Source organism: Amnibacterium sp., assembly GCF_025463795.1.
Taxonomy (GTDB): domain Bacteria; phylum Actinomycetota; class Actinomycetes; order Actinomycetales; family Microbacteriaceae; genus Amnibacterium.
Genome location: NZ_JAODBE010000120.1, coordinates 15,139 through 28,686, shown reverse-complemented (window position 1 = coordinate 28,686; position 13,548 = coordinate 15,139). Strand labels below are relative to the sequence as shown.

The 13,548-nt window shown below is 73.3% G+C and carries 14 protein-coding genes; 10 read left to right on the top strand and 4 right to left on the bottom strand.

Going from position 1 to position 13,548, the window contains the following annotated elements; all coding sequences use genetic code 11:
- Positions 1 to 92 precede the first annotated feature (92 nt).
- From JWQ92_RS10580 to JWQ92_RS10565, 4 genes are read left to right on the top strand one after another with little or no spacing between them, the layout of a single operon-like run.
- The gene (locus JWQ92_RS10580) at positions 93 to 1,409 is read left to right on the top strand and encodes an ABC transporter substrate-binding protein (RefSeq protein WP_297344421.1); all 1,317 of its coding nucleotides are present in this window, start codon (positions 93 to 95) and stop codon (positions 1,407 to 1,409) included.
- Positions 1,406 to 2,329, top strand: coding sequence for a carbohydrate ABC transporter permease (locus JWQ92_RS10575; protein WP_297344420.1), 924 nt, complete (start codon positions 1,406 to 1,408; stop codon positions 2,327 to 2,329). The genes JWQ92_RS10580 and JWQ92_RS10575 overlap by 4 nt, the downstream gene beginning before the upstream one ends.
- Before the next feature lie 2 nt (positions 2,330 to 2,331).
- Positions 2,332 to 3,225 (top strand): carbohydrate ABC transporter permease, encoded by an 894-nt coding sequence (locus JWQ92_RS10570; protein ID WP_297344419.1) that lies wholly within the window; start codon positions 2,332 to 2,334, stop codon positions 3,223 to 3,225.
- A gap of 33 nt (positions 3,226 to 3,258) precedes the next feature.
- A complete protein-coding gene (locus JWQ92_RS10565) occupies positions 3,259 to 4,482 on the top strand; it encodes an MFS transporter (protein ID WP_297344418.1) in 1,224 nt (407 codons plus the stop codon).
- 10 nt (positions 4,483 to 4,492) lie between these two features.
- On the opposite strand, the gene JWQ92_RS10560 is transcribed toward JWQ92_RS10565, so the two are convergent.
- Entirely contained in the window at positions 4,493 to 5,278 is a 786-nt protein-coding gene (locus JWQ92_RS10560; protein WP_297344417.1) for an EI24 domain-containing protein, read from the bottom strand.
- Between the two features lie 69 nt (positions 5,279 to 5,347).
- Here JWQ92_RS10560 and JWQ92_RS10555 point away from each other — a divergent pair, with 69 nt between their 5' ends.
- The 4 genes from JWQ92_RS10555 to JWQ92_RS10540 are packed head-to-tail and all read left to right on the top strand — an operon-like array spanning position 5,348 to position 9,223.
- A complete protein-coding gene (locus JWQ92_RS10555; RefSeq protein WP_297344416.1) occupies positions 5,348 to 6,520 on the top strand; it encodes an acetyl-CoA C-acyltransferase in 1,173 nt (390 codons plus the stop codon).
- 14 nt (positions 6,521 to 6,534) lie between these two features.
- A complete protein-coding gene (locus JWQ92_RS10550) occupies positions 6,535 to 7,284 on the top strand; it encodes a 3-hydroxybutyrate dehydrogenase (protein WP_297344415.1) in 750 nt (249 codons plus the stop codon).
- A complete protein-coding gene (locus JWQ92_RS10545) occupies positions 7,281 to 8,162 on the top strand; it encodes an alpha/beta fold hydrolase (protein WP_297344414.1) in 882 nt (293 codons plus the stop codon). Before JWQ92_RS10550 ends, JWQ92_RS10545 begins: the two co-directional genes overlap by 4 nt.
- Before the next feature lie 20 nt (positions 8,163 to 8,182).
- A complete protein-coding gene (locus JWQ92_RS10540; protein WP_297344413.1) occupies positions 8,183 to 9,223 on the top strand; it encodes an alpha/beta hydrolase in 1,041 nt (346 codons plus the stop codon).
- Positions 9,224 to 9,235: 12 nt separating this feature from the next.
- Here JWQ92_RS10540 and JWQ92_RS10535 read toward each other — a convergent pair whose 3' ends face one another.
- Positions 9,236 to 10,201: an NAD(P)-dependent oxidoreductase gene (locus tag JWQ92_RS10535; RefSeq protein WP_297344412.1), complete on the bottom strand. Its 966-nt coding sequence runs from the start codon at positions 10,199 to 10,201 to the stop codon at positions 9,236 to 9,238.
- 4 nt (positions 10,202 to 10,205) lie between these two features.
- Positions 10,206 to 11,612 carry an MFS transporter gene (locus JWQ92_RS10530; protein ID WP_297344411.1) on the bottom strand — a complete coding sequence of 469 codons (1,407 nt, stop codon included), beginning with the start codon at positions 11,610 to 11,612 and terminating at the stop codon, positions 10,206 to 10,208.
- 152 nt (positions 11,613 to 11,764) lie between these two features.
- Here JWQ92_RS10530 and JWQ92_RS10525 point away from each other — a divergent pair, with 152 nt between their 5' ends.
- Both JWQ92_RS10525 and JWQ92_RS10520 read left to right on the top strand, forming a co-directional pair.
- Positions 11,765 to 11,944 carry a DUF2510 domain-containing protein gene (locus JWQ92_RS10525; protein ID WP_297344410.1) on the top strand — a complete coding sequence of 60 codons (180 nt, stop codon included), beginning with the start codon at positions 11,765 to 11,767 and terminating at the stop codon, positions 11,942 to 11,944.
- A gap of 145 nt (positions 11,945 to 12,089) precedes the next feature.
- The gene (locus tag JWQ92_RS10520; protein WP_297344409.1) at positions 12,090 to 12,677 is read left to right on the top strand and encodes a hypothetical protein; all 588 of its coding nucleotides are present in this window, start codon (positions 12,090 to 12,092) and stop codon (positions 12,675 to 12,677) included.
- Here JWQ92_RS10520 and JWQ92_RS10515 read toward each other — a convergent pair.
- The gene (locus JWQ92_RS10515) at positions 12,605 to 13,507 is read right to left on the bottom strand and encodes a bacteriorhodopsin (protein ID WP_297344408.1); all 903 of its coding nucleotides are present in this window, start codon (positions 13,505 to 13,507) and stop codon (positions 12,605 to 12,607) included. The genes JWQ92_RS10520 and JWQ92_RS10515 overlap by 73 nt on opposite strands.
- Between the last annotated feature and the right edge of the window lie 41 nt (positions 13,508 to 13,548).

Below are 13,548 nucleotides of genomic sequence, written 5' to 3'. Positions count from 1 at the left end.
ACCGCGCAGTCCGTCGCGCACTATGACACAGCGCGCCGAAGGACGGGAGAGTCCGGGCGCAGCCAGCGGTCCCTCCACGAAGGAGTCCTCAGGTGCAGTCGATCCGTCCGTCCCGGCTCCTCGCCGCCGGCCTCGTCACCGCCCTCGCGGTGGCCCTCACCGGCTGCAGCGGCGGGTCGGGCTCGAGCACGGCCGACCCGAAGGCGAAGACCACCATCGTCTGGTGGACCGGCCAGGCCGACCAGGCCGAGAAGATCCTCGTCGGGCTCGCGGCCGACTTCGAGAAGCAGCACCCGAACGTGACCGTGAAGGTCTCCTCGGGCGCCCCCTCGACCGAGGACCTGCTGCAGAAGCTCTCGGCGAGCTTCGCCGGCGGCGACTACCCCGACGTCTCCTACGCCTTCGGCTCCTGGACGAGCCAGCTCGAGGCCTCGAACCGCACCCTCGACATCACCAAGCAGGTGTCGGATCCGAAGGTCGACTGGAAGGACTTCAGCGCCGCCGCCCGGCAGACCGCACGGCCGACCGGGAAGAAGACGATCGGGTTCCCCGCCGTGGTCGACAACCTCGCGCTGCTCTACAACAAGACGGTGTTCGACCAGGCCCATGTGCCCTACCCGACGGCGGACTGGACCTGGGACGACTTCCGCGCCGCCGCGAAGAAGCTCACGAACCCGGCGACGAGCACGTACGGCTACGGCTACTCGGTGTCCGGCAGCGAGGAGACGACCTGGCAGTTCTGGCCGCACCTCTGGCAGAACGGTGGCGAGATCCTCACGCCCGACGGCACGAAGGCGACCTTCGACTCCGCGGCGGGCGTCAAGGCGCTCACGCTGCTGCGCGACATGGCGCAGACCGACAAGAGCGTCTACCTCGACCAGACCGACACGAAGTTCGGCGACCTCTTCGTCGCGAACCACATCGGCATGATCACCTCCGGGCCGTGGGAGCTCTACGACCTGAAGACGGGCAAGACGAAGTACGGCGTGACGGCGATGCCCGGCACGAACGGCGACCACGAGACGGTCTCCGGCCCGGACGTCTGGACCCTCTTCGACCACAAGGACGCGAACCGTGCGTACTGGGCGTACCAGTTCACGAAGTGGCTGACGGATCCGAAGCAGGACATCACCTGGAACGTCGAGTACGGCAACCTGCCGCTGCGCCCGAGCGAGACGTCGTCACCGGAGTTCCAGGCGCAGGTGAAGGCCCTGCCGGGCCTCGACACCCTGGCCGCCAACCTCGTGAACTCGAAGCACGCGCGACCGACCGTCCCGGCCTACAACAAGCTGTCCGAGGCGATCGGCAAGCAGATCTCGGCGGTGCTGCAGGGTCAGGGCGACCCGGCGACGGCGCTGAAGGCCGCCGCGAAGCAGGCCGACGCGGCGCTCGCGGGGAACGGTCCGTGACGACGGCCCCGACGGTGCCTGCGGACCGCCGCCGCGCGATCCGCCGGCGTGGCGTCGCCCGCGCGCTCGAGGGGTGGGCGTTCGTCGGGCCGGCGACCGTGCTCGTGCTCGGGCTGTCGATCTTCCCCGCCGCCTGGTCGTTCCTCCTCTCGCTGCAGCGCTGGGACGGCTTCAGCGATCCCGTGGCCGTGGGGCTCGGCAACTACGCCTACGCCGTCAGCGACGCCGACCTCTGGGCCGCCGTCGGGCACACGGGGCTCTACACGCTCCTGTTCGTGCCGTCGTCGGTGCTGCTCGGCCTGCTCCTCGCCGTCGCGCTGAACCGCCGCATCCGCTTCGTCGGCCTCTACCGCACCGCGATCTTCGTGCCGTTCGTCGCGTCGGCCGCCGCGACGGGCATCCTCTCGACCTATCTGTTCAGCCCGCAGTTCGGGCTGCTGAACACGATCCTCCGCGACCTCGGCCTGCCGCCGCAGGGCTGGCTCGAGGACCCGAAGCAGGCGATGGTCGTCATCGCCCTCATGTCGCTCTGGGGCTCGGCCGCCTTCACGACCGTGATCTTCCTCGCGGCGCTGCAGGACATCCCCGCGGAGCTCGTCGAGGCGGCCCTGATCGACGGGGCGACGAAGCGGCAGGCGTTCCGGCACGTCGTCGTGCCGCAGCTCACCCCCGTGATCGCGTTCGCGACGATCTGGCAGACCGTGGAGGCGCTGCAGCTGTTCGACCTCGTGTACACGACGACCCGCGGCGGGCCGTTGAACGCGACGCAGACCGTCGTGTACTACCTGTGGAACGCGGCGTTCAAGCAGACGGAGTTCGGCTACGGATCCGCCGTCGCGTGGGGGCTGTTCGCGATCACGATGCTCATCACCGTCGGCGTGATCCTCTACTCGCGGCGCGCGAGGATCGAGGCCTTCTGACCATGACCGACCTGCTCGAGGCGCCCGCACCGGCGCCCGCTGCGTCCGGGGTCCCCGCGACCCCACCACGCCGCCGCCGCCCGGGCCTGCCGTTCAGCCCCTGGCACCTGCTGCTCGCGCCGACCGCGATCGTGTTCGCGATCCCGTTCGTCGAGATGTTCCTCGCGTCCCTGACCCCCGCGTCGGATCTCGTGAAGGTGCCGACCCCGTTCATCCCGAGCACGCTGACGCTCTCGGGGTACGCGAGCCTCTTCACGACGTCGCCCGTGCTGCTCTGGCTCGGCAACACCGTGATCGTCGCCGGAAGCGCGATCGTCAGCCACCTGGTGCTCTGCTCGCTCGCCGGCTACGGGTTCGCCCGGCTGCGCTTCCGGGGACGCAACCTCGGCTTCTTCGGCATCGTCGCGACGATCATGATCCCGACCCAGGTGCTGATGATCCCGACGTACGTGCTCTTCTCGCGGATCGGGCTGCTCGACAGCCTCGGCGCGGCGATCGTGCCCTGGCTCGCGAGCGCGTTCGGGATCTTCCTGATGCGGCAGTTCTTCCTGTCCCTCCCGCTCGAGCTCGAGGAGGCGGGGCTGCTCGACGGCTGCACGCGGCGCCAGGTGTTCTTCCGCATCGTGCTGCCGCTCGCGAAGCCGGCGCTCGCGACCCTCGCGATCTTCACGCTGCTCGGCTCGTGGAACGACCTCGTCTGGCCGCTCATCGCGATCAACAACGACCAGGCGTTCACGCTGCAGCTCGGCATCACGACCTTCCAGGGCGCCCGCCGGACGGAGTGGTCGCTGCTCATGGCGGCGAACGTCGTCGCGACGCTGCCGCTGATCCTGTTCTTCCTCGTCGCGCAGAAGCAGTTCATCGCCACGATGACCTTCTCGGGGCTGAAGGGCTGAGCAGTCCCCCGCGGGCCGATAGCGTCGTCCGTCGTGCTCGCGCCCTACCGACGGATCCTCGCCCACCCCGGCGCCCTCGCCTTCTCCGCGCTCGGGCTGTTCGCACGCGCGGAGATCGCGATGGTCGGACTCGGTTCGGTGCTGCTCGTCCAGCGCACCACGGGGTCGTACGCGCTCGGCGGCGCGGCGGCCGGCACCTTCGGGCTCGCCTCGGCGCTCGCGTCGCCGATGATCGCGCGGCTCGCGGACCGGCTGGGGCAGTCGCGGCTGCTCCGTGCGGCGGCGCCGGTCCACGGGCTGCTGCTTCTCGCGATCGTGCTCACCGCCGTGCTCCGCGCCCCGATCGCGGTCGTGCTGGTCGCGACGGCGCTCGCCGGGGCGTCGCAGGTGAGCGTCGGGTCGCTCGTCCGCGCGCGGTGGGCGCTGATCGTGGACGGCCGCGACCTGCAGGTCGCGTTCGCGTTCGAGTCGGTGCTGGACGAGGTCGTCTTCGTCGTCGGGCCGATTCTCGTGACCCTCCTCGCCGCGCTCGTGCATCCGGCCGTCGGCCTGCTGCTCGCCGCCGTCACCGCGGTGGCGGGTGCCATGCTGCTCGCGCGGCAGGGGCGCACGCAGCCCCCCATCGGCGACGGCTCGCCGCATCCCGAGCACGACCGCGGACCCGTGCTGCGGATGCGCGGGATGCTCGTGCTCGTCGCCGTGTTCTTCGCCGCCGGCGGCGTGTTCGGCTCGGCCGAGGTGGCGGTCGCCGCCGTCGCGAAGGCGGCGGGCGTGCCGGCCGCCGCGGGCGTCGTGCTCGCGCTGTGGGCGACGGGCAGCATGCTCGGCGGCCTCGTCTACGGATCCGTGCACTGGCGCGGCCGGATGCACCGCCGCTTCGCCGCGGTCGCGGTCGTGCTCGCCGTGCTCACCGCGCCGATGGCCCTCGTGCCGCCGATCCCGCTGCTCGCGGTCGTGTTCCTGTTCGCGGGCATCGCGATCGCGCCGGTGATCGCGACCGGCTCGACCCTGGTCGAGACCCTCGTGCCCCGGGCCCGGCTGACGGAGGGGCTCGCCTGGACCAACACGGCCCTCAGCCTCACCTATGCGCTCTCGGCCGGGATCGCGGGCGCGGTCATCGACCGGGCCGGACCGGGGGCCGGCTTCCTCGTGCCGGCCGTCGCCGCGGCCGCCGTCGGCGTGTTCGCGCTGATCGGCCTGCCCCGGCTCGTGCCCCGCGGCTCGCTGCCCGGCGAGCCGGGCCTGTCCGGGGCGTAGCCGGACCCGTTCACGACGTCGGCTCGGGAGGCGGCTCCGGGGCGAGCAGGGTGCGGGACAGCACGGTGGCGCCGGCCACCGCGGCCGGCATCAGCACGACCGGTGCGAACGGCACGAGGAAGAGGGCCGAGACCGCCGCACCGAAGCCGAGGGTGCGCATCCGGTGCCGCCGGACCGCTCGGCGGCGGTCCCGGAGCCGCAGCCCGCGGGCGGCGAAGGGCGTGCCGGTGAGCTCCAGGACGAGCAGCCGGCCGCCGAGCACGAGACCGACCAGGACGGCGAGCGCTGCGCCGGCCACCGGGACGAAGCCGACCGCGAACGCGAGCAGCGCGACGAGCAGTCCGGAGGCCGCGAGGCGGAGTCCCTCCCCCGCCGCACGCAGCATGCCGGCGACGACGGGCTCCTCGATCTCCCGCGGAGGTGCCCCGAGGCGCACCTCCACCGCCCGGCTGATGCGCTCGTAGAACGGGTCGCCGACGGTCAGGACGACGGCGGTGAAGACGAGCACGAGCAGGATGCCGGTGAGCAGCAGCACGGCGATCCCGGCGAGCACCCGCACCGCGTCGCGGAGCGCCGCGTCCCAGCCGTCGGCGAACGGCGTGACCGCCGCCGCGAGCGCGGGCAGCGCCAGGACCAGGCCGACGAGCACCACGGCGAACAGCGCGCCCACGATCGCGGCGGGCACCGCGCCGAGCAGCATCAGCCGAGGCGACGTGCCCCAGACGGCGAAGCCGCGGCCGAGGTCGGCGACCCCGGCGCCCAGCTCGCGGAGCGGGTTGCGGCGGGTGGTCGGCACCCTTCAGCGTCCCATCCCGGGCATAGGTTTGACTGCGGGATCGACGACGTCCCGGAAGGCGGCGCAGGCATGGGTGCGGTGATCGTGGGATTCGCGAGGACCCCGTTCGCGAAGTACATGGGAGCGTTCGCCACGGTCCCGGCGACCGCGCTCGGTGCCCACGCGATCCGTGCGGCGCTCGAGCGCGCGGGCGTCGGCGGCGACCAGGTCGACCGGGTGCTCATGGGCCAGGTGCTGCAGGGCGGCGCCGGGCAGGGCCCGGCGCGCCAGGCGGCGGTCGGGGGTGGCGTGCCGCTCACGGTGCCGGCCGCGACCATCAACGCGGTGTGCCTCTCCGGCACGGAAGCCGTCGCGCAGGGCGCGATGCTCATCGAGACCGGGCGGGCGCGCATCGTGGTCGCGGGCGGCATGGAGTCGATGACGCTCGCGCCGCACGCGTGGCCGGGCAGCCGGCTCGGGCACCGCTACGGCGCCGTCGAGTTCCTCGACACGATGGATCACGACGGGCTCTGGGACGCGTTCGAGCACATCGCCATGGGCGCCTCGACCGAGCAGCACAACGCGGAGCACGCCGTCACCCGCGAGGACCAGGACGCCTGGGCGGCCGAGTCCCACCGCCGCCTCGAGACCGGCGCCGGGTTCCTCGAGGCCGAGATCGCGCCGTACACGATTCCCGGACGCAAGGGCGACACGGTGCTCGCCGTCGACGACGGGCTGCGCAGGGGCACGACCGTCGACAGGCTCTCGAGCCTCGCGCCGGCGTTCGGCAGGGGCGGCGGCATCACGGCCGGCAACGCCTCGCAGATCACCGACGGCGCGGCGGCCGTGATCCTCGCCGACGAGCACGTCGCCCGCGAGCTCGGCCTCACCGCGAGCGCGCGGGTGGTCGGCTCGGCCATGGTCGCCGGGCCCGACGTGTCCCTGCACTCGCAGCCGTCGAACGCCATCCGCCGGGCGCTCGCCGGCACGGGCCGCACGACGGACGACCTGGCGGCCGTGGAGATCAACGAGGCGTTCGCGGCCGTCGCCGTCGTCTCCACCCGCGAGCTCGGCGTCGATCCCGCCATCGTCAACGCGTACGGCGGCGCGATCGCGCTCGGGCATCCGATCGGCGCGTCCGGCGCCCGCATCGTCGGCCACCTCGCCCGGCGGCTGGCCGCCGCGGGCAGCGGCTCGTTCGGCGCCGCGGGGATCTGCGGCGGCGGCGGGCAGGGCTCAGCGGTGCTGCTCGAGGCGATCTGAACGGCGGCGGACGGATGCACACGGACCTCACCGGCAAGCGCGCGGTCGTCACCGGCGGCGCGAGCGGCATCGGTGCCGCCACGGCCAGGGCGCTGGCGGCGACCGGCGCGCATGTGGTCGTCGCGGACGTCGACGGGGAGGCCGCGGGCCGGGTCGCGGCGCAGATCGGCGGCGAGGCCTGGCAGGTCGACCTGTCGAAGCCGGCCGAGCTCGACGGCCTCGTGCTCGACGCCGACGTGCTCGTGAACAACGCCGGCGTGCAGACCGTGAGCCCGATCGAGCAGTTCGACCCCGTGCGCTGGCGGTTCATCGTCGACCTGATGCTCGTCGCACCGTTCTCGCTGGTCCGGGCGGCGCTGCCCACGATGTACGAGCGCGGCTGGGGCCGCGTCGTCAACATCAGCTCGGTGCACGGCCTCCGCGCGAGCGCCTTCAAGTCGGCCTACGTGGCGGCGAAGCACGGGCTCGAGGGCCTGTCGAAGACGATCGCTCAGGAGGGCGGCGGCCGGGGCGTGACGAGCAACTGCATCAACCCGTCCTACGTGCGCACCCCGCTCGTCGAGAAGCAGATCGCCGACCAGGCCCGTGTGCACGGCATCGGCGAGGACGAGGTCGTCGAGCGGATCATGCTCACCGAGAGCGCGGTGAAGCGGCTCGTGGAGCCCGACGAGGTGGCCGACCTCGTCGTCTGGCTCGTGGGCGACACCGCCGGGATGGTGAACGGCGCGTCGTACACGATGGACGGCGGCTGGACGTCGAAATGAGGAAGCCTGTCGACGGGGTCGTCGAGGTCGACGGCGGAGCCCTCGCGGTCGCCGTCTGGCCCGCGGAGCCGTCCGCTCCGGTCGTGCTCGCGGTGCACGGCATCACGGCCTCGAGCCGGTCGTTCCTCGCGCTCGCCCGCGAGCTGCCCGGGATGCGGATCGTCGCGCCCGACCTCCGCGGCCGGGCCCGCAGCAACGGCCTGCCGGGCTCGGGGCTCGAGCAGCACGCGACGGACCTGCGACGGCTGCTCGAGGTGGTGGGCGCCGACCGCGTCACCCTCGTCGGGCACTCGATGGGGGCGTTCGTCGCGACGCTCGTCGCCGCCGCCGAGCCGGAGCGGGTCGCCTCGCTCGTCCTCGTCGACGGCGGCTTCCCGCTCGCCGCTCCTCCCGGCGTGGACACGAGCGACCCTCGTCCGATGCTCGGGCCGGTGTTCGACCGCCTCTCGAGGGTCTTCCCGTCCCGCGACGCCTACCGCGAGCACTGGCGGCGGGCACCCGCGTTCGCCCGTGAGCGCGACTGGACGGACGAGGTGGAGGCGTACGTGCAGTACGACCTCGACCCGGCGGACACCGGGTTCCGCTCGTCGGCGAACGCCGACGCGGTCGCCGTCGATCAGGCGCAGCTCTACGGCTCGGCGTTCCACCTCGAGGCGCTCCGGTCGCTGCAGCAGCCGGTCACCTTCGTGCGCGCGCCGCGCGGACTGCAGGACGAGCCGCCGGGGCTCTACGCTCCCGAACGCCTCCCTGAGCTGCTCGAGCTCGTCCCGCAGCTCGAGGTCGTGGAGGTGCCGGACGTGAACCACTACACGGTGCTGATGACCGATCCCGGAGCCGGCCGGGTGGCCGACGTCGTCCGCGCCTGCACCCGCCCCTGACGGAACGAAGGAGCTCCCCCATGCAGACCCTGCTCGACGGCCTCACCGCATCCGAGGTGCGCACGCCGCGACTCACCGCCCATGTCGTGGAACGCCGCGGCGACGGCCCGACCGTCGTGCTCGTGCACGGCAACGTGTCCTCCTCCCTGTTCTTCCAGCCGCTGATGCTCGGCCTGCCGGCCGGGCTGCGCGCCCTCGCCGTCGACCTGCGCGGCTTCGGCGACAGCGAGCGCCTGCCCGTGGACGCGACCCGCGGCCTCCGCGACTACGCCGACGACGTGGCCTCCGTGCTCGACACGCTGGGCACCGGCCCCGTGCACCTCCTCGGCTGGAGCATGGGCGGCGGCGTGGTGCTGCAGGTGCTGCTCGACCGACCCGACCTGGTCGCCTCCCTCACCCTCGAGTCGCCGGTGTCGCCGTACGGCTTCGGCGGCACGACGGCGGACGGCCGGATCCTGAACGGCGGCGCCGGCACCGGCGGCGGCGGAGCGAACCCGGCGTTCGTCGCGGCCCTCTCGGCCGGGGATCGGACCGACGCCGAGCCGACCTCGCCGCGGACGGTGTACCGCACCACGTACGTGAAGCATCCGGAGCGCATCCCGAACGAGGACCTGTGGGTCGAGTCGATGCTCACCACCGCGACGGGCGAGGACCACTACCCGGGCGACGCCACCGCCGCCGACGCGTGGCCCGGCTTCGGACCCGGCTCGCGCGGGGTGCTGAACACCATGACGCCCGATCACCTCGAGCTCACCGCCGTCGTGGACGCGCGGCAGAAGCCGCCGATCCTCTGGGTGCACGGAGCGGACGACGTGATCGTCTCGGACGGCTCGTTCTTCGACCTCAACCTGCTCGGTTCGATCGGGGCGATACCCGGCTGGCCCGGCGCCGACGTCGCGCCGCCGCAGCCGATGGTGAGCCAGACCCGCGCGGTCCTGGACCGCTACCGCGACGCGGGCGGCCGGGTCACGGAGCTGCTCGTGCCGGACTGCGGCCACTCCCCGCACCTCGAGGAGCCGGCGGCCTTCACGGCGGCGCTGCTCGCGCACATCGGCGGCTGATCGCCGGACGGCTCAGACGAAGGCCGGGACGCGGATGCGCCCGGCCGCGGCGAGCGCCTCGACGGCCTCCCGCACCGTCTCCAGGGCGGTGAAGGCGGGCGCGTAGCCGAGCCGCGTCCTCGCGTTCTCGATGCTCATCACGTGGCTGCGGGCGACGTGCTCGTAGGAGGTGTCGGCGTGCTCCGGGGTCGTCGTCGACCGCCACTCGTCGAACGGCAGGAACGCGAGGTCGGCCTCGGCGCCGAACCAGCCGGCGACCGCCTCGGCGAACCCCGCGAGGGCGAGCGCCCGCTCGGCGACCACGTGGAAGGCCTGCCCGACGGCGGCCTCCGGCCGTTCGAGCGCGAGCTGGAACGCCTGCGCGACGTCGTCGGCGTGCACATGGTGCAGCGTCTCCAGGCCGAGGTCCGGCAGCGTCACGCGGGCTCCGGTGGCCAGCCGCTCCCAGACCGTGAGGTCGAGGTTGCCGACGGGGTTGATGACCGGCCACCCGGGCCCGCTGATGTGGCCGGGGTGCAGCACGCTGCCGCGCACCTCGCCCGCCGCCGCCGCGTCGAGCACGAGCCGCTCGATGGCCGCCTTCTGCATGCCGTAGGTGCCCCACGGGCACCGCGGATCCGTCTCCCGGGCCGGCACGGCGGTGAGGCGCCCGTGCACCCAGATGGTGCCGCACATCAGCAGCAGCGCCGCCGTCCCGCGGAGCGCGTCCAGCAGCTGCGCCGCCGACGCCGCGGTGAAGCACGCCATGTCGATGACCGCGTCGGGGGCGAGTCCGGCCACCCGGGCGCCGAAGGTCCCGGCCGCGTCCTCCGCCTCGCGGTCCGCTGTCACCCGCTCGACGGACGACCATGCCGGATGCTCGCGGTAGAGCCGCTGCCGTCCGCGGCTGACGGCGACCACGTCGTGGCCGGCGTCGACGAGCCGGGGCACCAGGTAGCCGCCGACATGGCCGGTGGCGCCGATCACCAGCACGCGCACGTGCTCATCCTCTCCCCGGCGCCTGGACGGCCCGCCGGGGGCGGATCCGCTCCCCCAGCGCTCCCGGCGCGACCAGCGACTCGACCGCGGCGATCGCCAGGATCGCGGCGATCACGAGGAACGCGATCCGGTACGGCAGGAGCCCGCCGCCGGGTCCGGCGACCGCGGTGCCGGCCCGGAGGGCGACGGCCCCGACCGCGACGCCCAGACCCGCCGCGATCTGCTGCACCGTCGAGGCGAGGGTGTTCGCGTCCGTCATGCCGGCCGACGGCACGTCGGCGAAGGCGACGGTGTTGTATGCCGTGAAGCCGACGGACCGGGCGGCGCCGCCGAACAGCAGCACGAGGCCGATCAGCACGAGCGGCGTCGACGCCGTGAGGAACGCATTCATCACCGCGGCCGCGACCGAGCACACCGTGGCGAGCACCAGCACCGGCCGGAACCCGAACCTCGTGAGCAGCGGGGTGGTGACCGGCTTGATGCCGAGGTTGCCGGCGAAGAGCAGCAGCACGAGCGCGCCGGCCTCGACGGGCGACCAGCCGAAGCCGACCTGGAAGAGCAGCGGCAGCAGGAACGGCACCGCGTTGACCGCGAGGCGGAACGCGGATCCGCCCGCATGCGCGATCCGGAACGACCCGATGCGCAGCGCCGACAGGGCGAGCAGCGGCCGCGACGACGAGGTCAGGTGCCGCACGGCGATCGCTCCCGTGCCGAACCCGACGACCCCGAGGACCGCGGCGAGCGGCCAGAGGACGTCGGGCGCGGACAGCACCGAACCGAGCGCGGTCACCGCCGCGACGGAGACGCAGACGAGCAGCAGCCCCGACACGTCGAGGCGCGGCACCGACTCCGCGGGCCCACCCCGCACGAGCCGGCGGGCGGCGAGCACGGCGACGACCCCGAGCGGCAGGTTCACGAGGAAGATCCACCGCCAGCCGAGGGTCGAGGCGAGCAGGCCGCCGAGCAGCGGCGCGATCACCGGGGCGGCGAGCGCCGGCCAGGTGAGCAGGGCGACGACGCGGACGAGATCCGCCTTCGCCGTCTCCCGCAGCACGACGAGCCGCCCCACCGGCACCATCAGCGCCCCGCCGACGCCCTGCAGCACGCGCGCGCCGATGAGCGCCGGCAGGCCGGGGGCGGCGGCGCACAAGGCGGACGCGAGCGTGAAGACGACGATCGCGGTGAGCAGCACCCGCCGGGCGCCGAACCGCTCCGTCAGCCAGCCGGACAGCGGGATGAGCACGGCGAGGGTCACGAGGTAGGCGGTGATCGCGGTGCCGATCGCAGCCGCGCTGTCCCCGAACGAGCGGGCGATGCTCGGCACGGCGGTGGTGAGGATCGTGCCGTCCAGGTTCTCCATGAAGAACGTGCCGGCCACGAGCAGCGCCGTGCCCCGCCCGTGTCGCTCCACCCGATCCCCCTCACGACGCGTCGTCCGCGTCAACGCTAGGCCCCCGGACTGGGGATCGCGCGGGGCGTGGCCGGCCGGTCAGCATGGCCTCACCCGAGGCACGACCGCTCCCCGGCGATCGCGCCGCCCCTTCCGCCCCCACGGAGACCCCCATGACGTCCGACGTCGCCCAGCAGCCCGGCTGGTACCCCGATTCCGACGAGCCCCGCCGCCTGCGGTGGTGGAACGGCACCGCCTGGAGCGAGCACACGAAGCCCCGCCCCGGGGTGCCCCTCGCCCAGGTGCAGCGGGACAACCGCTCCTACTTCCTGCAGCGCAAGCACATCCGCTGACCGGCGACGTCCCGGCCGTGACACGGGAACGGTACGTCGGTGCGCAATCGGCGCATCATCAGGCGAGCGCGCCAGGATGGTGCGCTGAAGCGGATGCAGGACGGCCCCGAGGGGCCGGGATCGCGCGGAGGTGATGGGTTTGCTGGTGCTGCCGACACTCCTGCTCGCCGCGGCCGTGCTCGTCGGGGTGGTGCTTCTCCTGCGTCCCCGGCTGAAGAACGCGTCCGCCCTCGAGGCGGATCCCCTGTCACCGCGCATCAGTGCCGACGTGCGCACCGGTGAGGAGCAGGTGATGATCCGCCTCACCCGTTCACTCACCATCGCGGTGGGGAGGGACCAGGTCGGGTACGGCGAGATCTACGTGGTCTCGTCGGCCGACGACGTCATCGAGCTCGCCTCCCGCTCGGAGATCGGCCGCGGCTTCCACGGCGAGATCCGGCTCCGGCGCGGCCGCCGCGGCACCGTGGCGGAGTACTTCCTCCTCCGGCTGCCGGACGATGAGACGCTCCATTCCCGTGTCCTCCGGCTCGAGCGGCAGATCGCCGAGGCACTCCGTGGGATCGATGATGAGGCCGAGGTGCGGATGCGCTCCGTGGGGGTCGCGGCGCAGCCCGTGCCTCGTGCACACGCGCCCGCAGCGGTGCGCCGGCCGAGTGCCGGTCAGCGGTCGAACCGCTCGCCGTACTCCGCGAGACGGACCGCCGGCGCGACACCGTCCGACAGCTTCCGCTGATCGACCCAGATCGACTCCGGGTGGGTGTCGTCCCCCGCGGCGACGTCGGCCGCGCTGCGGATCCGGGCGACACGGTTCAGGAGCGTGCCGAAGCCGACCTTGGCGACGAGATCCGCGGCGCAGAACGCCAGCTGCTCGATCGTCGTCCAACCACCGCCCCACACCTGGCCCTGCAGGCCGAAGACGATCGGATAGACGAACAGGACGAGCAGCAGCACGAGCATCGCCGACCGGTACGGGCTGCGCGCCGACGGCGTGAGCGACGGCACCGTGCGCACCGCGGTGAAGATCAGCACCACGTAGAGCGCCGCGAAGAACACGGACGCGATCGAACCCCAGATCGCGAGGGCGGTCGTGTTCGTGCCGCCGTCGATCACCACGCCCCCGAGGTAGCCGAGCAGGATCATGAGGAACGCGGCGCCGGCCCCGAGGAAGCGGAGCCGGCGGGCGACGGGCCCGGCGAGTGCGCTCACCGCGATCAGCTCGACGACGAGCAGCGGCACGCTGACCGACCAGTCCATGAACCGGACGGACCAGGCGGCCGCCGCGCCGTCGTTCGGCCGCCACATCCCGCCGGCACGGTCGTAGCCGAGCAGGAAGAGCACGGCGATGACGACGTACGACGCGAACGCGACCCCGATCACCTGGGTACCGGCGAGGGTCGCCGCTCGATAGCGAGGCGTCACGTCCCGCCAGGTCGCCCCCATCCGAACGAGCGCCGCACCGAGGGCGAGTCCCGCGACGAGGATGCCGTACAGCACGAGCGAGTGCTCGGCGCCGGTGAGGGACGCGTCCCACGGGGCGACGGCGCTCGGCACTGCGATCGGCACTGGACCTCCTTCCGTGGAGGGTACAGCGGGCCCCACCGACC